Origin of the sequence: Cohnella rhizosphaerae (genome assembly GCF_029525575.1) — a bacterium.
Classification (GTDB): domain Bacteria; phylum Bacillota; class Bacilli; order Paenibacillales; family Paenibacillaceae; genus Cohnella; species Cohnella rhizosphaerae.
The window spans coordinates 202355-222887 of the sequence record NZ_JAPDIA010000009.1; the positions used below are offsets into that span (position 1 = coordinate 202355).

General features: G+C 54.2%; 22 protein-coding genes and 4 pseudogenes. 22 read left to right on the top strand and 4 right to left on the bottom strand.

The window, feature by feature from the left end; translation table 11 throughout:
* Nucleotides 1–13 precede the first annotated feature (13 nt).
* The 16 genes and pseudogenes from OMP40_RS35195 (at nucleotide 14) to OMP40_RS35270 (ending at nucleotide 13921) form a co-directional block, all read left to right on the top strand.
* Complete coding sequence (locus OMP40_RS35195; protein WP_277538481.1) at nucleotides 14–502, top strand: DinB family protein; 489 nt, start codon at nucleotides 14–16, stop codon at nucleotides 500–502.
* Nucleotides 503–1443: 941 nt separating this feature from the next.
* Complete coding sequence (locus OMP40_RS35200) at nucleotides 1444–2436, top strand: cation diffusion facilitator family transporter (RefSeq protein ID WP_277538483.1); 993 nt, start codon at nucleotides 1444–1446, stop codon at nucleotides 2434–2436.
* Between the two features lie 220 nt (nucleotides 2437–2656).
* The gene (locus OMP40_RS35205; RefSeq protein ID WP_277538485.1) at nucleotides 2657–2800 is read left to right on the top strand and encodes a hypothetical protein; all 144 of its coding nucleotides are present in this window, start codon (nucleotides 2657–2659) and stop codon (nucleotides 2798–2800) included.
* 10 nt (nucleotides 2801–2810) lie between these two features.
* The gene (locus tag OMP40_RS35210; protein ID WP_277538487.1) at nucleotides 2811–3017 is read left to right on the top strand and encodes a hypothetical protein; all 207 of its coding nucleotides are present in this window, start codon (nucleotides 2811–2813) and stop codon (nucleotides 3015–3017) included.
* Between the two features lie 474 nt (nucleotides 3018–3491).
* Nucleotides 3492–3872 (top strand): hypothetical protein, encoded by a 381-nt coding sequence (locus tag OMP40_RS35215; protein ID WP_277538490.1) that lies wholly within the window; start codon nucleotides 3492–3494, stop codon nucleotides 3870–3872.
* Nucleotides 3839–4168 carry a hypothetical protein gene (locus OMP40_RS35220; protein WP_277538492.1) on the top strand — a complete coding sequence of 110 codons (330 nt, stop codon included), beginning with the start codon at nucleotides 3839–3841 and terminating at the stop codon, nucleotides 4166–4168. Before OMP40_RS35215 ends, OMP40_RS35220 begins: the two co-directional genes overlap by 34 nt.
* Entirely contained in the window at nucleotides 4110–6713 is a 2604-nt protein-coding gene (locus OMP40_RS35225; protein ID WP_277538494.1) for a hypothetical protein, read from the top strand. The genes OMP40_RS35220 and OMP40_RS35225 overlap by 59 nt, the downstream gene beginning before the upstream one ends.
* A 357-nt stretch (nucleotides 6714–7070) precedes the next feature.
* Nucleotides 7071–7352: a hypothetical protein gene (locus OMP40_RS35230; protein WP_277538497.1), complete on the top strand. Its 282-nt coding sequence runs from the start codon at nucleotides 7071–7073 to the stop codon at nucleotides 7350–7352.
* A complete protein-coding gene (locus tag OMP40_RS35235; RefSeq protein WP_277538499.1) occupies nucleotides 7336–9486 on the top strand; it encodes a helix-turn-helix transcriptional regulator in 2151 nt (716 codons plus the stop codon). Before OMP40_RS35230 ends, OMP40_RS35235 begins: the two co-directional genes overlap by 17 nt.
* Nucleotides 9483–10496 carry an ABC transporter permease gene (locus tag OMP40_RS35240; protein WP_420872108.1) on the top strand — a complete coding sequence of 338 codons (1014 nt, stop codon included), beginning with the start codon at nucleotides 9483–9485 and terminating at the stop codon, nucleotides 10494–10496. The genes OMP40_RS35235 and OMP40_RS35240 overlap by 4 nt, the downstream gene beginning before the upstream one ends.
* A pseudogene (locus OMP40_RS35245) lies at nucleotides 10496–11376 on the top strand (carbohydrate ABC transporter permease). Before OMP40_RS35240 ends, OMP40_RS35245 begins: the two are co-directional and overlap by 1 nt.
* A 57-nt stretch (nucleotides 11377–11433) precedes the next feature.
* Nucleotides 11434–12135 carry an extracellular solute-binding protein gene (locus OMP40_RS35250; protein WP_277538502.1) on the top strand — a complete coding sequence of 234 codons (702 nt, stop codon included), beginning with the start codon at nucleotides 11434–11436 and terminating at the stop codon, nucleotides 12133–12135.
* 29 nt (nucleotides 12136–12164) lie between these two features.
* Nucleotides 12165–12296 carry a hypothetical protein gene (locus OMP40_RS35255; protein ID WP_277538504.1) on the top strand — a complete coding sequence of 44 codons (132 nt, stop codon included), beginning with the start codon at nucleotides 12165–12167 and terminating at the stop codon, nucleotides 12294–12296.
* 124 nt (nucleotides 12297–12420) lie between these two features.
* Nucleotides 12421–12927 (top strand): type 2 periplasmic-binding domain-containing protein, encoded by a 507-nt coding sequence (locus OMP40_RS35260; RefSeq protein WP_277538506.1) that lies wholly within the window; start codon nucleotides 12421–12423, stop codon nucleotides 12925–12927.
* A gap of 75 nt (nucleotides 12928–13002) precedes the next feature.
* On the top strand, nucleotides 13003–13287 hold the full coding sequence (locus OMP40_RS35265) for a glycoside hydrolase family protein (protein WP_277538508.1): 285 nt from the start codon (nucleotides 13003–13005) through the stop codon (nucleotides 13285–13287).
* A gap of 145 nt (nucleotides 13288–13432) precedes the next feature.
* Complete coding sequence (locus OMP40_RS35270) at nucleotides 13433–13921, top strand: glycoside hydrolase family protein (protein ID WP_277538510.1); 489 nt, start codon at nucleotides 13433–13435, stop codon at nucleotides 13919–13921.
* Nucleotides 13922–14169: 248 nt separating this feature from the next.
* Here the strand turns inward: OMP40_RS35270 and OMP40_RS42765 are convergent, their stop codons facing one another.
* Complete coding sequence (locus OMP40_RS42765; protein ID WP_277538511.1) at nucleotides 14170–14322, bottom strand: MerR family transcriptional regulator; 153 nt, start codon at nucleotides 14320–14322, stop codon at nucleotides 14170–14172.
* Between the two features lie 16 nt (nucleotides 14323–14338).
* Nucleotides 14339–14464 (bottom strand): MerR family DNA-binding transcriptional regulator, encoded by a 126-nt coding sequence (locus OMP40_RS35280; protein ID WP_277538513.1) that lies wholly within the window; start codon nucleotides 14462–14464, stop codon nucleotides 14339–14341.
* A gap of 185 nt (nucleotides 14465–14649) precedes the next feature.
* Here OMP40_RS35280 and OMP40_RS42770 point away from each other — a divergent pair, with 185 nt between their 5' ends.
* The 4 genes and pseudogenes from OMP40_RS42770 to OMP40_RS35300 all read left to right on the top strand — a co-directional run bounded on the left by OMP40_RS42770 (nucleotide 14650) and on the right by OMP40_RS35300 (nucleotide 17105).
* A complete protein-coding gene (locus tag OMP40_RS42770; RefSeq protein WP_420872109.1) occupies nucleotides 14650–14982 on the top strand; it encodes an SDR family NAD(P)-dependent oxidoreductase in 333 nt (110 codons plus the stop codon).
* A pseudogene (locus OMP40_RS35290) lies at nucleotides 14922–15500 on the top strand (SDR family NAD(P)-dependent oxidoreductase); the annotation flags it as partial. The gene OMP40_RS42770 and the pseudogene OMP40_RS35290, both read left to right, overlap by 61 nt.
* Nucleotides 15501–15523: 23 nt before the next feature.
* A pseudogene (locus tag OMP40_RS35295) lies at nucleotides 15524–16469 on the top strand (alpha/beta hydrolase).
* A gap of 84 nt (nucleotides 16470–16553) precedes the next feature.
* The gene (locus tag OMP40_RS35300) at nucleotides 16554–17105 is read left to right on the top strand and encodes a dihydrofolate reductase family protein (protein WP_277538515.1); all 552 of its coding nucleotides are present in this window, start codon (nucleotides 16554–16556) and stop codon (nucleotides 17103–17105) included.
* Between the two features lie 51 nt (nucleotides 17106–17156).
* Here the strand turns inward: OMP40_RS35300 and OMP40_RS35305 are convergent, their stop codons facing one another.
* Both OMP40_RS35305 and OMP40_RS35310 read right to left on the bottom strand, forming a co-directional pair.
* Nucleotides 17157–17816: a zf-HC2 domain-containing protein gene (locus OMP40_RS35305; RefSeq protein ID WP_277538520.1), complete on the bottom strand. Its 660-nt coding sequence runs from the start codon at nucleotides 17814–17816 to the stop codon at nucleotides 17157–17159.
* The gene (locus OMP40_RS35310; protein ID WP_277538522.1) at nucleotides 17801–18310 is read right to left on the bottom strand and encodes an RNA polymerase sigma factor; all 510 of its coding nucleotides are present in this window, start codon (nucleotides 18308–18310) and stop codon (nucleotides 17801–17803) included. Before OMP40_RS35310 ends, OMP40_RS35305 begins: the two co-directional genes overlap by 16 nt.
* A gap of 170 nt (nucleotides 18311–18480) precedes the next feature.
* Between OMP40_RS35310 and OMP40_RS35315 the strand changes: the two genes are divergently transcribed.
* Complete coding sequence (locus tag OMP40_RS35315; RefSeq protein WP_277538524.1) at nucleotides 18481–19047, top strand: helix-turn-helix domain-containing protein; 567 nt, start codon at nucleotides 18481–18483, stop codon at nucleotides 19045–19047.
* Between the two features lie 195 nt (nucleotides 19048–19242).
* Nucleotides 19243–20452, top strand: a pseudogene (locus OMP40_RS35320) (CynX/NimT family MFS transporter).
* Nucleotides 20453–20533: the final 81 nt, after the last annotated feature.

Here is a 20533-nt window from a genome sequence, read left to right on the forward strand (position 1 = left end):
GAGGATGCCAATCATGAGCTTGATCCAGCTGTTAGAGGAAGAACTGCACCGGGAGGCGGCGTCTACGCGCCGTATCATCGAGATCATACCGGAAGCAAAACTGGCTTGGAGACCGCATGCCAAGTCCATGTCGCTGGGACAGCTTGCTCTGCATTTGGCCGGCATGCCCGAGGCAGTGGCCTCGATGCTGTCTTCATCGTCCCATGAAGTGCCGACCGTTCCACTTCCCGAAGCCGAATCCGTATCGGAAATCATGGCGCTACTGGAACGTTCCACGACGGCAGCGGCAAGCCAGATCCGCGAGTGGAGCGACAATGATCTCCAGCAGAATTTCAACTGGACGCTCGAGGGCGCATCGATCGCTTCGACCTCGCGATACGAGCAGGTACGTTCGACGCTTCTTAATCATTGTTATCATCATCGCGGGCAATTGACGGTCTATCTAAGGCTGCTCGATGTGCCGATTCCGGGCATTTATGGCCCCAGCGCCGACGAGCAATAAAGAGAAACATCTACGGCAGCCCAAGTCGTCCGAGCGGACGTCCTGGGCTATTCGTATTTTCGCAGCATTGCCTTTAACGGCCTTCATTTTCGCATCATCGGTCAGGTTTCCTCGATCATCGATCATTTACGGTGCGAAATAATAAAGATGAGATTCTTGGTACATAACTTGATTTGCGGATTGGCGGACAACTGTTATCTGATCGCGACGGATCTTCGCATCGCGAGCGGAAAAAGCTGGGAGGCTGCGGTGAATCGGTGCAGCCGCGTGCCGACCGCAAAAAAGTCTCAACCAGAAACAACCGCAGCCGCTTTGAGGATCGCCATCCGCAGAAAGTCCTAACCAGGAACAATCGCGGCCGCATAGAGGCGTGCCGACCGCAGAAAGTCCCAACCAGAAACACCCGCGGCAGCTTTGAGGATCGCCGGCCGCAGAAAGTCCTAACCAGAAACACCCGCGGCCGCTTTGAGGCGTGCCGGCTGCAGAAAGTCCCAACCAGAAACACTCGCGGTCGCTTAGAGGCGTGCCGACCGCAGAAAGTCCCAACCAGAAACACCCGCGGCAGCTTTGAGGATCGCCGGCCGCAGAAAGTCCTAACCAGGATCAAAACTTGCAGGCGATGATCGGTAGGCTCTGCATGCGATCGTCTTTCGCGATTGAGCCCTTTGACGTTGGGCATCGGTTATGCGGCTATTGACGAGCAGCTGCCTGGCGCTGGTGCGCGCGATAGACAAACCTTGATTCGCGACGATTCGCTCCAGTCGCGCGCTTGCTTCGTCATGCTTTTAACCTCTTGAAAAATTATAAATTAACCATAAATGGGTATTTCCATTATAATGAATGAATGGTCCGCGCATCATAAGCAATCGCAGTTTAGCGCGACCTTCTTCCCGTTCTATACGTAGTAAGCCTTGGATCATCATTAGGAGGGACTTTGCATCGTGGAATCGGACAGTCAACGGACAAGCTTTATCGCATTGTTGAAAAAAGGAAACACCTCGTCGGCGGCGGCCGCCATCGGCAACACCGGGGTCGCGATCGTCAAAGGCATCGCGGCGGCTACGACGGGCAGCGGGGCGATGTTCGCGTCGACGATGCATTCGATCGCCGATGCCGTGAATCAAGCGTTCGTATTCGCCGGAAGCGTGCTGGCGGAGAAAAAGCCGACGCGCCGGTTCCCGACCGGATTCGGCCGGGTCATCAACCTGTTCTGCATGGTGGCGGTCATCGTCGTCACCGTGATGGCGTACGAGACGATGCTCGAAGGCTTTCACCTGCTGAAGCACCCTTCGGCCGAATCGCACGGATTCTGGTTTAATCTCATTGTGCTGCTCCTGTCCGTCGGGGTCGACGGATTTGTCCTCATAAAGGCGATGAAGGAAATCGTCCACGAGTCGCGGGCGGAAGCGAAGGGACTGGCGATCGTTCCCCAAGCGTTCAAAAACGTAGGACGCGCCGCGCCGCCGACGCGTCTGGTCTTTTACGAGGATCTCGTCGCGACGACCGGCGCGCTTCTGGCGCTGCTGGCCGTTGTGGTGACGTCGCTGACGAGCTTTCATCTGCTTGACGGCGTCTCGACCATCCTCATCGGCTTGTTAATGGTCGGGGTCGCGTTCAAGGTCGGCTATGACAATATGGTCGGGCTCATCGGCGTTTCCGCGCCAAGGGATGTGGAGGACAAGGTCGCGCAGATCATTTTCTCCAACAGCGATGTGACCGATATTTATCAAATGCGCATTTTGCAGGAAGGCCGTTACTACCACGTCGAGGGACTGATCGAGCTGCGACCCGGCTTGACGCTGGCGGATGCGGACGATATCAAGTTCAAGATCCGGGATCGGTTGCTGCTGGACGCCGACATCGCCGACGTGACCCTCGGGATCATCGAAGACAACGGCGTGAAGAACTGGAATCCGGAGCCGGTAAATTCTTAACGACGCGAACGAACGATAAAACATCATGAAAAGCGATAGCCTGCCGGCGCAATCCGGCGGGCTATTTCTATGAGGGGGGTTCAAGCAACTTTTTAATAAAATGGATCGTTTTTACTTTTTATAGGGGGGGATAGACGTGAGACTGATCGCGGTTATCGTTTTGGTTTTGAGCATCGTCGCGACAGGTTGCACGTTCGCCAAACACACGAACGGCAAAGTCATGCTGAACGGAAAAGAAATCGTGTCCGTCAAGCTGGAATGCGCGGACTTCTGCAAAAAAAGCGGAAAAACCACCGTTTGCGAAAAAGATTTTTACGAAAGAAAATGGCGACGCGCTGAACGTATTCCGCAAGGCGATCGTTAAAGCGGAAAAAATGAACGGCGTTCTGGATTATGGCGTCACTTTTTTCATGTATCTCTTTTTCGAGGACGGCACGCAAAAGAAATACGTCCTTAACGTCGAGGACCAAGACGGCATGAACGCCTTGCTCGTAGATACGGATAACAGCATGCAGGGATACAGGATATCGAAGGAGCTGACGAGCGAGTTAAGAGGAGTTATATATGGGGGGGAGTCGTAGCGAAGGATGAAATTAAAAAGAAGTTTACTTTCATCGCTTTTCAACCCGATGAGCGAAAAAACCTGGGACCAGAATCGGCTTAAAGACGGATTTTATGTCAAATACACGGGTTATAGTTTATATCGTTACTCGAAGATCTAACGCGATTAAATACGGGTTCAACCTTGCTGAGAAGTGCGGGTTGGACCTTTTTTTGCGTTTCCTCTTGTTTTTTTACCTATAAAGCAGGTCCTTTAATGAACATCGGCCTGGATTCGGCCGGATTAGTCCAGATATGAGCATCGACGGGCATCGCCGAAGGCGTCTAGAATCGGGGGGTAACCGCCGGGCCCACAGAGATCGGGCGAACCAAAAGGAGGTGAGCAGCACAGGTCCTTAAAGTCGCCGCTCGTTCCGATGGTAACTGAAGAGGCGGCTGCGCCAAGCACGGATAGGAGAATAGAGAGAGCCTCTGATGTTGGAATTGGAGGTTATATGATGATCGCATTACGACGCGAGGTATGTTGGCTGTTGATTCTGGCGCTGCTGTGCGCCTGGCTGCCGGCTGTGTCCCGGGCAGAGGTGAGCGCGATCCAAGTCGAAGGGGAATCGGTGAACGGCGCGAACTTCACGCCGAGCATCCAATTGGGGACGGCGTACAGCGGAGGCAAGTATTTGGCCCTGTTTACGGATACGCAGGCGCCTTCCGAAGGTTACCTGATGCCTTATCAATTTCAAGCTCCGGCAGCGGGGCTCTATCAGCTTGACGTCGCAACGACGCCCCCCCGAAGCGAACTGGACGTCGCCGTACGATATCCAGATCAACGACGGGGCGTTCGAACGTGTCCAGGGGGGCCGTGGAATACGGCCAGTTGAACAGTACGGTTCACAAGTATCACCTGAATCGGGTGCTGCTGCAGGAAGGGACGAATACGATCGTTTTTCGCGTGAAGGACCGGCGCACGGTTCCGGATCAGAAGTACACGTTTTATATGGATTCGTTCACGCTGACCCCCCTCGCCGATCACGTATCCCTTGACCATAGAAGGGGAGGCGGCAACGACCAATTTTGCGCCGGGCATCCAGAATGGCAGCGCGTACAGCGGCGGGAAGATGCTCTGGCTGTTTACGGACACGCAGGCGCCCGAAGGAGGTTATACGGCCGCATATAACGTCTTGATCGACCAAGCGGGCACGTATCAGCTCGACTTGACCTCGACGCCGCCGAACGAATCGTGGGCGTCGCATTTTGATATAAAGATCAACGAAGGCGCTTTCAACCGGGTGACGAATGCGGTGGAGTACGGCCAGATCAACAGTACGGTCCGCCAATTTCATCTGGATGGGGTGGACCTGAAGGCCGGCTTGAACACGATCGTCTTCCGCGTCACGGACAGGCGCGCGCAGCCGGATCAGAAGTACACGATGTTTATCGATTCGTTCTCGTTGTCGCCGGCCCCTCTCGAGCTCAAAACGCTGACGACCGAAGCTCCGCTTAACGTTTTTCAGGACGGGAATCCGGTTAAGCTGGGCGTTCAACTGACGGCAATGGCGCAGCAGGGGACTGAGGTGGCCGTCGATATCACGGATTATTGGTCGAGCGGGACCGAGCATCATACCGTCACGTTCCCGGCGGGCAGCAAGAGCGCGGATCTAACGCTGACCGGGCTCGCGAAAGGGCACTACCGGTATACGGCCCAATTGACGGGCTCGGAGCAGACGGTGTCCGGCATGTTCGCCGTCGTCAGCGCCTTGTCGGATCGGCCGGCCCTAGGCGACACGCCGTTCGGGTTGGATACCGCCGCCGCTTGGCTGGTGCCGAAGAGCAAGATGGAAGATTTCGCGTCGGCCATGAAGCTGTCCGGCATATCCTGGGCGCGCGATCGGATGAACTGGGGAGATACGGTGAATCCGGGGCCGGGCGCGTTCAACTTTGCCGCCGACTCATCGGACGAGTCTACTCAGGCGCTTTCCGACAATGGCATCAACGTGTTGATGGCCTACCACAGCGCCCCGTCGTGGACGACAGCGAACGGCTCGAAGCTGCCTTACAATCTGTTCGCAGCCTACGATTTTGCGCGCAGCGCGGCCGACTACTACGGGAACCGCGTGGATACATGGGAGATGTGGAACGAGCCGGAAAATCCGTTTACGAATACGGATGAAACCGCGGACGAATACGCAGCCTTTCTGAAGGCCGCCGCCATCGGATACCGCGATTCCGCAGCCAACCCGACCCTATCCGTGAGCGGATTTGCGCTCCTTCCCGGCAATTATGAGAACTTGCTCGCGCAAAACGACATTTTCCCCTATATCGACATCTACAATTTCCACCGTCATCAGCGGAATAAGCCGGGCGTCTTTCCGGTCCCGTTCCCGGACGGCGTGGCGGCGCACCAAGCGTTCCTCGACCAGAACGGCGGCGGAGACAAGCCGATGTGGGTGTCGGAGGCCGGACTTGCGATCGCTTCCCAGGCGCCGAACGACATCACGTACGAGGAGCAGAAAGCGCAGGCCCGTTATTTGGTCACCTCGACCGTAACCTCGCTGTCGCAGGGATCGGATAAGCAATTTTATTTTGTCGCGCCGCCTTACCAAGAGAATTCTTATTACTGGGGGCTGTTCGGCCGTTCGTTCACGCCATACGCGGCGTATGCGGCCGAAGCCGCCATGACCGAGGCGCTCGGCAAAGGGCAGTACGCCGGCGCGCTGCAAGGGCTGCCGAACGGCGTAACAGGCTATGCGTTCCATGACGGAGCCGATTCCGTGCTCGTCCTGTGGGGGACTTCGTCTACCGCTGTGACGCTGTCGCTTGAGCAGCCGCAAGCCGTATTGACGGATTTCATGGGCAGAAAGCAGACGCTGACACCCGCAGGCGACGGGTCGTACAGCATTCCCGTCGGCAATGATCCCGTTTATGTAAGGATTGCAGGGAATGTCTCCGTACCGCTCTCGGGCGGATCGGTATCGGGCACGGACAGCGTACCGCCCGCCACGCCGTTGACTGCGGCGGAGCGCGTCGTGCTGGTGCAGCGGTATCCGCAGGAAGTAAGCGCCGACAGCAAAAAATACGGGTATACGCTCGCCGCCGATCAGCCCACGACAGTCAAAGTGGAAGCCTACAATTTCAACGACGTTCCGATGACCGGAACGATAGAAGGCGTGGCCGGCGGCGGCTGGACGTTAAGCGAGACTTCCAAATCGGTGACGATTCAGCCGTTCGAGAAGGCAGAGGTGGAATTCCAAGTATCCGCCGGTCCTAACGTCGTCCCCAATCTTTCGTCGCCGATTTCGTTTCAAGGGACGTTCGGCGGACAAATGACGACAAAGGCCGTCAGCGATGTGCGTACGGTGCAAGACGTTCCGATCAGCCAGCTGGTTGCGGGAAGCGCCGATCCCGCGAGCTGGCGCCTCGATTTGCCGGATGCGATCGCGTCCGTAGGGACGGGAGCGATAACGACGGGTACGGACACGGGTTCGGTGCAATTCGATTACGCGTTTACGAACGGGGACCGCTGGGCTTATCCTTACCTGATTCTGCCCGCGGGGGACGGATTATACCGGCTACGAGGGACTGGCGTTCGATATCTATGCCGATCAAGCGTTGGCCGGAACGACGTTAAGGCTCTTCCTCAAGGAGAGCACCGGCTCCCGCTACTACACGGCGGACGGCTATTCGATCAAGCAGGGCTGGAACCAGATTCGCATTCCGTTTGAGGAATTCACCTCTTTCGGCGGCGACGATCCGAACGGACAGCTCGATTTGAACGGTCTGCTCAGCCTGCAGCTCGGGGTCAACACGACGGTGAACGACTTGCCGCCGTTTACGGTCAAAAACCTCGGCGTCTACGATTGAGTACACGGCCTCTCGGCCCGCACACGCTTACCGTGACGGCGAGCGACATGTTGTTATCCAAAACGTGACAGATCAGCCGTTGTCCAAGCGAATCCCCCGGGGACGTTGTTCCCGGGGGGATTTACTGGAGAGATCGGACCCCTATGAGACGAAACAGGGTTTTGGCCCGAACGTCGCGAAATAACAGCGTAGACAAAGTGCCGAAGGAAGGTTAAGGAATGGAGCGTCTGATCAAAATTCCCCGCTTCGTTAGAAGTCTCATTCTGTACAGTTGCTTAATCGGAGCGCTCCCGGTTCTCATCTTGGGTTATGTGTCCAATACGCTCTATTCGAATAAGCTTCAAGAGAAAGTGAACCGCGTGTCGGAGCAGTCGTTGACGCAATTTCAATTGCGCATCGAACAAATACTTACCATGGTGGACTACTCGATGACCCAGTTCATGAACTCCCACGGGCTTGTGGCGGCTTGCCGCCAAAGAGCTGGTGGGGAGCAACTTTGACTTTTTCGCCGATTTGACAAGCTTGTTGTCGGGCATACAGTCATTCGAGATGGGCGTCAGCGATGTGGTATTGGTGAATCTGGATAAAGCGTGGCTGATCGACAATCAGTCGATGATTCGGTTAAGCGAGGCTCAGAATACGCAGCGCTTTCAAGATTATGCGTCGCGCAGCGAAAGCTCGTTCTGGGTGTCGGAAGGGAGCGTCGGCGGAGAAGGCATCGGGAAGCTCAGACCTTCAATGGTTCGACTCGTCAAAAAATTTCCGATCTATAGCCGGAAGCCTTCGATTATCGTGGAAGCGCAAATTCCCGACTATCAGATGCAAAAATGGCTTTCGCTCGCAGGCGGCGACGGCGGGATCTTGATGATCGCCGATCGGCAGGGGAGCATCCTGACGGCTTCCGGGCCGGTTGCCGGGCTGGAGGGGACACTTCCGGCCAACTGGCTATCGGAGATGCGGGGCGCGTCCAATGCCGGGCTCTTTCACGCGGAGCTTGGCGGTCGGCAAGTGGTATGCATTTATCGCGAATCCGCATACAACGGGTGGAGGTACGTCTCGGTTTCCTACGTCCAAACGATGACGCAGGACGTTCGAACGATCGGATGGACGACGTTCGCGCTCTGTTTGGGGATTCTGCTCGTTACCGGGGCGCTTGCCATCGCGCTGTCGCGAAATATGTATTCGCCGATCCGAAGGCTGTACAACCTTTCAACCGGGGGAGGCCGCGACCTGAGGGATCATTCGGATGAGCTTTTAACTGTCGGGAATCGGCTGACTGCTTTAATGCAGACGGAATCGGACCTGAGGGACAGAACCGCGCGACAGCAATCCCAGCTCCGCGACTACACGGTGTTCAGACTCCTGACCGGTCATATGAAAAGGTCCGATTGGGAAGAGCTCGCCAAGTATATCACGCCGCCTGAAGCGGCTACCTTCTTCATCGTTTCGGTACAAATCGATTCCCTGCTGAGGACGAAATACGAACCGAACGATTTCGACCTGCTTATGTTCGCGGTGCAGAATATCGTAGGCGAACTTCTGGCGGAGGATCAGGCCTTCCCGCCCATTTGCATGGAGCGCGCGGTCACTGCGGTGCTCAAGCTGGAGACAGGGTCCCTGACGTTTAAGGAAAGGGCTTCCGGCATCGTGGAGCGTATACAACGCGCCGTACTTCAGTTCCTGCAGCTTAGCGTAAGCGTGGGCATCAGCTCCGAGTATGGCGGCTTGTCCGACATGGCCGCGGCCTATCGGGAAAGCACCTTTGCCTTGCAGGATCCGATCAACTTCGGAGAGGGAAGAGTCTTGTTCTTCCAGGATGTCATGCCGGCTCGAGCCGAGGTTCGGCCTTATCCGGACAACCTGGAGCTGGAGTTGATCGAATCGATTGAGAATCGGGATCCCGCAAGCGCCGATTCTACCTTGCATGAGCTGGTAAGCGACATCTATAAAGCGAATTCGGTCCGAGAGATTCAGTTTGCTTTGGTCAGGCTCCTCATCGATATCATGAAACTGGCGCCGCATCAGTGGGGCATGCTGCAGGGACACGATACGAAAACGACCTTTGAACGATTATTCGAGCTGGACGGACAGGAGGAGGTCGAAGTCTGGTTCCGGAGCAGCATCATCGGACCGATCCTGAAGGACATGTCCGAACGATCCGAACAGCAGGTAACCAAAATATCCAATGCGATGCTGCAGATGATCCATGAGGGATTCGATACAGAGTTGACGCTCGAAGTGTGCTCCAAGAAGTTAAACTACCATGCCGACTACTTGCGACGGGTATTCAAGAAAGGAACGGGCATCAACTACAGCGATTATTTGGCGCAGTACCGACTCTCCATGGCGAAGGATTGGCTAATGAATACCGATATGAAAATTGCCGAGATTGCCGAGAAGCTCAAGTATCACAGCCCTCAGAATTTCATTCGCTATTTCAAAAAAGATGGAGGGAATAACGCCAGGCCAATATCGGGACAATCGTCCCGTCGGATAACGCGAAGACCGTCGAATCCTTGCCGATTCGGCTTTTTTTTATGTATCCCTCGATACGTTTCCTCTTGGTTTCTTTCTGTGCAGGAAGGTCCGCAAATGAACATCGGCCTGGCTTCGGCGGGTTTAGTCCAGTTATGAGCATCGACGGGCATCGCCGGAGGCATCTAGAATCGGTTTGTAACCGCCGGAACCACAGAGATCGGGCGAACCAAAAGCGAACCCAAAGGGAGGTGAGTCACTTGTTAACCGTTTGGAACAGGCAATTGCGCAAGCAAGGATGGTTGTATTTGCTCGTCACGCCGGGCATTCTCTATTTTGTCATTTTCAAATACTTGCCCATGACGGGCCTGGTGATTGCCTTTCAGAATTATCAGCCGTTTCTGGGCATCGCTCACAGCAAATGGGTGGGCTTGAAGCATTTTGACCGTTTCATCCATGAGCCGGCCTTCTGGATGCTGATGAGGAACACTTTAGTCCTTTCGCTCTACAACATTGTGTTCTTCTTCCCGCTGCCTATTCTCATCGCCTTGATGTTAAATGAACTCCGCATTCAATGGATGAAGCGGGTCATTCAAACGGTCATCTATATTCCGCACTTTATGTCATGGGTCGTCGTCGTGGGACTGGCGTATATGTTCTTCACGACGCAGGATGGCATCGTTAACAATTGGTTGTCCATGGGCGGGGCAGATCCGATTCCTTTCCTGGGCAGCGACGGCTGGTTCCGACCGATGATCACGTTGGAAGTCATTTGGAAAGAGACGGGCTGGGGAACGATTATTTTCCTGGCGGCGATCAGCGGCGTCGATCCGGGTCTCTACGAATCGGCCAAGCTGGACGGGGCGAATCGCTTCAGACAGATGTGGCACATCACCCTTCCGGCCATACGAAGCACGATCATTATCCTGGCGATTCTAAGACTGGGCAGCTTCATGGAGAATGGGTTCGAGCAGATTTTTCTCATGCTGAACAGTCTGAACCGGGATGTCGGAGAAGTGTTCGACACCTATGTCTACACCTCTGGCGTCCTGCAAGGCAATTTCAGCTATAGCGCGGCGATTGGACTGTTTAAATCCGTCATCAGCCTGGTATTGGTCGTTGCCGCGAACTACGGAGCCCGTAAATGGGGAGAGGAAGGAATCTACTAATGCCTCAACGTTCGTCGTGGATGGGTCGAATACTGGATGGAACGAACTTGATGCTCCTGCTCTTGATCTCCTTGATTACCCTCGTCCCCTTCATCTATGTATTGGCCGGCTCTCTGGCTCCGAATGAACAGATCGCGTCCAATGAATTTTTTCTGATCCCGAAGCGGCTTACGCTGGATGCGTATCGCTACATGTTCTCTACGTCGACGATTCTGCGCAGTCTGTGGGTCACGGTAGGGGTCACTGTAGCGGGAACCCTCTTCAACCTTCTGATGACCTCCCTTATGGCTTACCCGCTGGCCAGAAAAGATTTTGCGGCGCGGAAGCCGATTATGATCATGGTCATCTTTACGATGCTGTTCAGCGGCGGGCTCATCCCGACTTTTATCGTCGTGAGATCCCTCGGCCTGCTCGATACCTATGCAGCCTTAGTCATTCCGGGGGGCCATCAGCGCGTTTAATCTGATCATCTTGAAAAATTTCTTCCAGCAGCTTCCGGACGGCATTGAGGAAGCCGCCAAGATCGACGGCTGCCACGACGCCGCGATCCTGTGGAGAATCGTCCTCCCGCTTTCGACGCCGGCGCTCGCCACTTTCGCGCTCTTCTACGCAGTGGGCAATTGGAACAATTACTTTAGCGCGATCCTTTATATCAATGATTATGCGAAATATCCGATCCAGGTGCTGCTCCGCCAGATTGTCATTCTGGCTTCGGGCGGGATCGGAGACTCGTCCCAATTCTCGGGGGGAGTTTGTCGTGCCGTCCGCTTCTGTCAAAATGGCCGTGATCGTGATCGGTACCCTTCCGATTCTGCTCGTTTATCCGTTTTTGCAAAAGCATTTTACAAAAGGGATCTTGCTTGGTTCCGTGAAAGGTTAATATCCGTAAGGGTATTTACTGATAAATTAAAAGTGGACAAAGAGAGGGGCAACAGAAATGAGCAGACGGAAAATGACTCGCGTGCTGGCGGTTGTCAGTACGTTGGCGTTGGCGGGGAGTCTATTGGCGGCATGTGCCGGTACGAAGGAGGGGGGAAAGGAAGCAAGCGGGATTCCGACGATTTCCATTCTGGTTCCGCAGTTCACGACCGAGCCGATCAAGCCGGACAATGCGGTTGTGAAGAAAATAGAGGCGTATACCAAGTCCAAACTGGAGCTAACCTGGGTCCCAAGCGTAGCCTATGACGATAAGCTGAGTATTACGATTTCTTCAGGCTCGATGCCAAAGGTTCTGACTGTCATCAATAATAAAGCATCCTACATTGTTAACGGAGCAAGAAGCGGTCAATTCTGGGAAGTAGGGCCGTATCTCAAAGATTATCCGAACCTGAGCAAGCTCAACAAGGACGTGCTTAATAACATATCCATCGACGGCAAAGTGTACGGGCTGTATCGCTATCGTCCGCTAACGCGCGACGGTTTCGTTATCCGCAAGGATTGGTTGAACAACCTGGGCTTGCAGCCGCCGAAGAGCGTCGACGATATCTACAACGTTCTGAAGGCGTTTACGACGCAAGATCCGGACCAGAACGGGAAAAACGACACGTTTGGTCTAAGTTTGGAGGCAGGCTTGGGCGCCTTCAACGACATACTCGTCTACAACGGGGGGCTTCAACGAGTGGGGGATCGTGGACGATAAAGTCACGCCGGCCTTCATGACGAAAGAATATGTCGAAACGCTTAATTGGTTTAAAAAAGCTTTACGACGAGAAGCTGATGAACAGCGACTTCGCCATTACCAAAGACGGCAGCCCGAACATTAATCAGGGCAAGGCGGGGGGTCAAGTTCGGCGCCGTTGACGATGTCTGGGCGAAATACAAGGACCTCGCCAGCGCCAACCCGAAAGCGGAGCTTGATGTCGTATCCCGCATTCAAGGTCCGGCAGGAGAGAAGACGCCCGGCGCGCCCGGTTATGGCGGTGTCATGATGTTCCCTAAATCGAGCGTGAAGACCGAGGCGGAGCTGAAGGAGATTCTGGGTTTCTTCGACAAGCTGAGCGACCAAACGATCCGCGATCTTCTGGTATACGGGATCGAAGGGGTTCACCATACGAAGGAAAACAATGTTCGTAAAATCACCAATCAGGATCTCTATAATGCCGAAGTTAACCCGTTGAATCAGCTGATGGTCTTCTTGAGCGTATTCGATCCGATGGATGGAGATACGCCGGTCGTTGCCAAGGCCAAGAAGATGATCAGCGATAACGCTCCGCTCGCAGTCGTAAGCGCCGTGAATCCGTTTACCTCCGATACGCAAACGGAGAAGGGCGAGCAGTTGACTAAAATGATTAACGATGCGAGAACCAAATACATCATGGGCGAGATCGACGAAGCCGGTTGGAACAAAGCCGTCGAAGAATGGACGAAAGGCGGCGGCAACAAAGTCATCGAAGAATACAATGCGCAATACGCACTTGTGAAAAACGAATAGGACAACGGGAGGAGGCTTGTTCGTCGGGCCTCCTCCTTTACTTTGAAGCGCTTGAATGCAAAAGGAGGACGTAACATGGCGATGACCTTTCGAAGCCGGCTTCTGCCTATGCCGAAGGACGGCGGATTTCGCATGGACGGTTATTACATATGGTGCGGCAGCGTTGTGAAGGCGGAAGACGGCCGCTACCACATGTTCGCTTCAAGGTGGCCGGTCGAGACCGGTTTTCCCGACGGGTACCGCACGCATTCGGAGATCGTAAGGGCGATCGCCGAAAAGCCGGAGGGCCCCTATACCTTCGTCGAAGTGGTCTTGCGCGGAAGAGGGGGGCGGGCATTGGGACGCGCAGATGGTTCATAACCCGGCGATCGTGCGGCATGGGGATCAATATATTCTGTATTACCTGGGGGCGAGGAGCCCGGCGCCGGAGACGAGAGCGATCGGCTACGCCTATTCAAAGTCTATCGAAGGCCCTTGGGTTCGGACAAGCGACGCGCTTCCGCTTATGCCGGATTCCAATAATCCGGCTCCCTGGATCGGTTCGGACGGCCGCGTGCTTCTGGCCTTCCGGCATGGGCCGCACATGAGGATCGGAATGGCCGAGGCGGAAGCCTTCAATGGGGCGTATCGGGTGGTCCAAGAGGATCTTGTACCCGGTAAAAAGCTGGAGGATCCATTTTTATTCAGTCGCGGCGGGCGGTTCGAGATGATTCTCGAAGATAACGGAGGCAGCGTTTCCGGCTATGAACGGTATGGCGTTCATCTCGTGTCGGACGACGGTTTAACCGGTTGGCGTCCCCATGAATCGGTAATCGCTTATGACCATAGCCTGGTTCGGGAGGATGGGGTCATTACGTTAGCGGATCGCAGAGAGCGTCCCCAACTGCTCTTCGACGAGTACGGTCGGGCGACGCATCTTTTTTACGGGCGTCAAGGTTGGAGAAGAGACCTGGAACGCGGTTCAACCTTTATTGGTGGACTAACTGCAGTTTAAGCCGGAGGAATCCCGGCGCCACCAACCAAAAGCAAACGAAGCCCCCGGGAAGGGTCCGCCCCGTGATCGGCTGGTCGAAAATACCGTCATGCGGCGTGTGAGCATCGATCGGTCGAGCCGGGTGGGCCGTTTCCGCCTCCAGCATTCGTTCGTCCCCTCGCATTACGGCAGCTGCTCGAAGTTATTTTGCTGCGCTTCGATTAACGCCAGCTTGTAATTGATTTTTTCCAGCTCGCTCATGAGCAGCGCTATCTGGTCCTGCACTTTGCTTTTTTTGGCGTTTCAGCAGTTTTTTTTCGCGGCTCAAGGGTGCTGCTTCCCCGCTTGTAAAGCGCCACGTATTCTTTGATCTCCGCCAAAGGCAAGCCCGTCGAACGCAGGGCTTGTACCGTTTTCACCATATCGACGTACTGCTCGTTAAACAGGCGCGCCCCGTTCGGCCCCCCGGCCGACGATCGGCAGGACGCCTTCTTTCTCGTAGAAGCGAAGCGTATACGGAGAGATGCCCGTTTTTTGCGATATTTCTTTAACGGTATAAGCCATAAGTTCGCACCCGCTTCCGGTTAGAGTGGCTCTAACCAATTTTACTGTTCGCGCTTTTATTTAGTCAAACCATTCGGATCGTTTGGGGACGCCAAAAGGCTTGCGGAGACGCATTTGACTTAGAGCGACTACCGCCTGTTAAGCTTACAAGGTAGTCAAATAAGCGGGTATAAAGGAGAATTTTAATGATAAAAACGGTTTTAATTACGGGCTGTTCGACCGGGCTCGGCCATACCGCGGCCAGGAAGTTTGCCGATGAAGGGTGGAACGTGGTCGCGACCATGCGCAAACCGGACCAAAGCCTGGCGGCAGAAAACCCCGAGCGGATTTTCGTGACGGAGCTCGACGTGACGAAGCCCGCGAGTATCGGGACGGCGATCGCGGCGGGGATCGCCAGGTTCGGAAAGATCGACGCCGTCGTAAACAACGCGGGGGGTCAGCATCCTCGGACTTTTTTGAGGCGACGCCCATGGACGCGATCCGCGGCGTTTTCGAGACGAACGTCTTCGGTACGATGAACGTTATTCAAGCCATTACGCCTTACTTCCGCGGGCAAGGCGGCGGTTCGATCGTGAATGTCACTTCGAATATGGGCTTCGCGTCGAACCCGCTGCTGGCAGTCTACGTGGCGACCAAGCATGCGGTCGAGGGGCTGTCGGAGTCGCTAACCTACGAGCTCGAATCGCAAAATATTGCCGTCAAACTGGTGGAGCCGGGAGCCATGCGAACGACGAGCTTCGCGTCGAACACGATGTCCGCTTCCCGGGACATGTCCGTTCCGGAGTCGTACAGGCCGTATTTCGATCATATGATGCAGTCGATGATGAACTATCCTTTCGCATATGCGGACGAGAACCAGGTTGCCGAACAGATTTACGCAGCCGCTTCCGACAAGTCCGACCGACTGCGTTATGTCGCGGGGCCGGACGCGGAAGAGACGGCCAGACTGAGATGGACCGCTTCGGAAAATACGTACATGGCTGCCATGCGCCAGCTGCTGGGGCAAACGGCATGGAGAAGCAAGCAAGGAATCTGACCCTACGGGAGGGAGATAGGATCATGGAAGATAGGCTGCACCCGGAGCTGAAAGAAATGTTCGCGTTCGTGCCGGAAACGATTTATACAGAAGAGAACATAGGTGCCGCAAGAAACGAGATGAACGAGATGTACGCCGATATGGCCGCTTCTCTGCCCGTTAACGATTCGGTGCTCACCTCGGAGCGATATATTCCGGGAGCCGCGGGGGATCCGGAGGTTCGCGTCAAAATTTACGAACCGCGGGCAAAGCCCGGCAGGGTTCCCGGCGTACTTTATATTCACGGGGGCGGCTATATTTTTGGAAACGCGGATATGATGGATCCTGCCTTGCAGCAGCTCGTACCGGAAGTGGATTGCGTCATCGTATCGGTCGATTATCGCCTGGCTCCCGAACATCCTTTTCCGGCTCCGCTCGAAGATTGCTATGCCGCTCTCGTTTGGTTCGCCGCCAATGCCGAAGCGCTGGGCGTCGACGCTTCCAGGATCGCGGTCGTCGGTCCGAGCGCGGGAGGCGGATTAACGGCCGCCCTCTCGCTGCTGGCAAGGGACCGGCACGGTCCCGCGATCCTGTTCCAGATGCCGCTGTACCCAATGATAGACGATCGCAATCGGACCAAATCCAGCAATGAGATCACGGATGCAAGGGTGTGGAATAAGGATAAGAATCAATTAGGATGGAAAATGTATTTGGGCGAGACGGGCGAAGCGTCCCCGTATGCAGCTCCGGCGCGCGCGGACGATCTGTCGGGTCTTCCGCCCACGTATACATGCGTAGGCGACTTGGATCCGTTCCGCGACGAGACGATCGATTATGTATCAAGGCTGACGCAGGCCGGCGTTCCGACGGAGTTCCATTTGTATCCGGGGGGGCTTTCACGGCTTCGAAGAATACTTCCCGACCGCCGAGATCAGCCGGCGCGTCGTAGCGGGATACCGGACGGCTTTAAAACGCGCTTTGCGCAAATGACTTTAACAACGCCTTTTAATATGACATAAGGTGACATATATAAACCTTATACTGGGAGGTAGATGAACGAAAGGAGCGACAAGCTTGAAACGAAAAATCATACTGGATTTGGCCGTTACGCTGGACGGTTTTATTGAAGGGAAAAACGGCGAAGTCGATTGGTGCATCATGGACGCGGAGATGGGATTCGATCGGTTTTTGAATTCAATCGATACGATTTTTTACGGAAGAAAAAGCTATGACTTATGGGGGCAATTCACGCCGGATCAGGAATCCGGAGAAGCCGAAAAACAATTTTGGGAATTGGTCCATCGCAAAGAGAAATACGTGTTTTCCAGGACGCAGAAGGGAACCGGCCATCAAGCCGCGTTCATCAACGACCATCTTGTTGAAGAAGTCGATCGGATCAAAAATAAGCCCGGCAAAGACATCTGGCTGTATGGCGGAGCGAGTCTGATTACGACGTTTATCCGTCTAGGGCTGGTCGATGAATTCAGGTTATCCGTTCATCCGGTCGTATTGGGAGAAGGAAAGCCGCTGTTCGTCGATGTCAGGCAGCGCTTAAATTTAAAATGGGTGGATACAAAATCGTTCTCCTCGGGCGTCGTGCAGTTGATTTATCGGCTTAACGAATAATAATGAATGGCAGCCGATCTGAAGAAGTGTCGGCTGCCATTGTCATTCGGTTTATCTTCCGAGATACTTCCGGTACGCTTCTTCTTGCTCGGCGGTGGCTTGGGGGATCGTCATGCCTTTTTCCCAGATGACGATTCGATCGTTTTTATTGATGCCTTCAAAGTAGATACCGGTTTTCTCCTGCTTCGTGTTCGCGTTCTTCGTCGACCAGTTCTCGGGCATCGTAACGACGCTTTCCTTCTCCTTGGAGAACAGCCGCCTATGCTCGTAGATCCGGTAGATTTCCGTATGATTATTGCCGCGCGTGGACACCCGGCTGACAATTCCCTTTATATTGGCGGTCACGCGATAGTGGATCGTGCCGTCTTGCATCCGGTACACGTCGCTGATTTTCGCATCGCTCGCCGGTACGGAGAAGTCGCGCGTTCCGAACAAGTAATAAGCGCCGATCAGGAGCGTGGCGACGATCGCGACGCTGACGCTGGCGACGAGCCACTGTCTGCGCTTGATTTTCTTCAAAAAGTTGATTTGTTTGGGCGGAGCCCCTTTGATGCCTTGGGTATCGCGCGTCATCTGCTCCAACGCTCTTCTGCATTCCCCGCAGTCGGCCAGATGCGCTTGAATGGACTTGTTCGTCGATTCGCCGGTCAGGCCCTCGATATAGTTGGGCAGCAGATCTTGCACGATCTCGCAATTTAATCTCGGTTCCATTCGGATCTTCCTTTCGCCATTTTTTGTTTGCCGCGGTAGAAGGTGACTCGCGCCCAGTTCTCGCTTTGGCCCACAATATCGCCGATCTCGGCAAAGCTCAGTTCGCCGGAGAGACGGAGGTACATGACCTCTTTGGTTTTCGCGTCCAGTTGATGGAGCGTTCGGAACATGGCGAGCTTATCTTCGTTTCGCAAGACATCCTTCTCCGGGTCTCGGCTCGCGGGGAGCGGGGATTCAAGCTCATCCAAGGAGACGGAAGGCTTCCGCTTAGTTTTATTCAGCTCTTTATACCAGGCCCGCTTGGCGATCTGGCACAGCCATACGGACAGCTTGCACTCGCCGCGGAATTGATGGATGGTTTTCATCGCTTGATAAAACGTCTCCTGCGTCAGCTCCTCCGACAGATCGGCGTTCTGCGTAAGGCTATATAAGTATCGATAAACGGTCTGCGCATAGTTTTCGTACAGCTTGCTCCATACTCTCCATCCATTCACCTCCTACAACATAAGTATCGGCAACGGGATTTTCGTTACGGAAGGTTGAAAAAAAATTTTCGAAAGGAATGGCATAGCTGCCGCGAAAGCGGCGGGGACCGATCGTATGGAAAAGGAGCTCAATAAGTCATATACTAGCTGTAATCGTTTGGTGTTGAGGTGAATAGGGAATGGACGAAGTCGACGAATCCAGGCAAATGGTATTGCAAATCGGCGGCGCCTTAAAAAAGTACAGAAAAGAAAAAAACATGAGCTTGGACGACTTGGCGGCGTTAACGGGCGTAAGCAAATTGACGCTGGGGAACATCGAGCGCGGCGAGACCAATCCCACCTTGGGGATCATCTGGAAAATTTCGAAAGGCATCTCCTTGCCGCTGTTTGCCTTGTTTAAATCCGAGGAATCCGTCAGCCTGTATCGGGCGGGCGAAGGCATGCGATTTTCGAACGATCAGAAAAATTGGACCATCGAACCCATATTCAAAAACGCAAGCAGCGATATCGAAATGTGCCGGGCGTACCTGCAGCCCAATAGCGCGTACTATCCTGAAGGTCATCATGTAAATACAACCGAAATCGCGACCGTAATGACCGGCTCCGTCGAAATTCAAGTCAATGGAGAAGCTTATACGTTGAATCAATACGATACGATCAGCTTTCGTGCGGATTACCCTCACGCCTATACTAATTCTACGGATCGCGAAGCGGTGCTCCATATCTCCTTGAAGTATGGGTATTGATGGCGAAGGCAGCCCAATACGACGCCTTGAATGCAACTCCAAATTCCGTGCAGGGATTTTGGGGTTGTTTTTTAATTTTAACGAGATTTAGTATATTATAAATTAATTATTGTTAAAAATATAATACTATAATATACTTTCCTTGTTCGCGCGAACGAGATTGCTTTGTTGTCGATCAAGGAAGGAGGCAGGAGAATGCCGGACAAACAAATTAAAAAAGCGGCCGTGCCCGCGTCTATGGGGCTGCTAATACTTTGCATCATCGTTATAGCGGCTAATCTAAGAGCGCCACTAACTTCAGTCGGTCCCTTGGTGAGCCTGATTAAAGCTGAGGTTCATATTTCCAATACATTGGCAGGCTTGATCACGACGGTACCGCTGCTTGCCTTTGCTTTATTATCGCCTCTGGTACCCAAACTAGGACGAAGATATGGATTCGAGCGCATGATTCTGATCGCGCTTATCTTTTTTGACGGTCGGTATCGTCATCCGTTCGTTCTACGGCGCCGCCAGTCTGTATATCGGTACGGCCGTTCTTGGATTCGCCATTGCCGTTTGCAACGTATTGTTGCCGAGCTTGATCAAGCGGGATTTTCCCAGACGGATTGGCGCCATGACGGGCGTCTATGCCATATCGATGAATTTATGCGGAGCGATCGCATCGGGGATCAGCGTGCCGCTTGCCGCGAATGCGGGCCTGAAGTGGCAGGGGGCATTGGGAATATGGGGCGTGCTTAGCTTTGTCTCGATCCTATGCTGGCTAACCCAATTCAAAAACCGTCTACCCGAGCAAGGAGCGACGACGCGTCGGACGGTCAGTCATCATGTGAACGTGTGGCGTTCCCCTGTCGCTTGGCAAGTTACCCTATTCATGGGGATACAGTCGATGGTTTTCTATGTGCTGATTGCCTGGCTGCCTGAAATATTAATTCAGTTAGGCATTGACGCGAGCCAATCCGGCTGGTACCTCTCCCTCATGCAGCTAGCCGTGCTGCCGTTTACGTTTATCGTTCCCGTTGTGGCCGGCCGAATGTCCAACCAACTTGGCTTGGTGACGATCACAAGCCTTTTGCTTATGGCGGGAACGCTTGGACTGCTCTACGGCAGCGCCGCCGTCGTTTTGTTGTGGATGATCCTGCTCGGCATCGGCGCAGGCTTCGCCTTTAGCTTGTCCATGATGTTCTTCAGCTTGCGTACGAAGCATGCCCATCAAGCGGCGGAGCTGTCCGGCATGGCGCAATCCGTCGGGTATCTTCTGGCCGCTGCGGGTCCCGCGCTCATCGGCTATCTGCATGATGCGACAAATAGCTGGACCCCGCCGCTTTTCATATTGCTGGGCGCTTCAGTCTTGCTGTTCATCGTCGGGATGGGGGCTTCAAGAGACCGGTTTGTAGGTGCGAACTAAGGGCATCGATTCGGGAATTGATCAGACACCAATCGGTGTCATATAATAAAACAGACACTTTTTCAGTGTCTGTTTTATTAT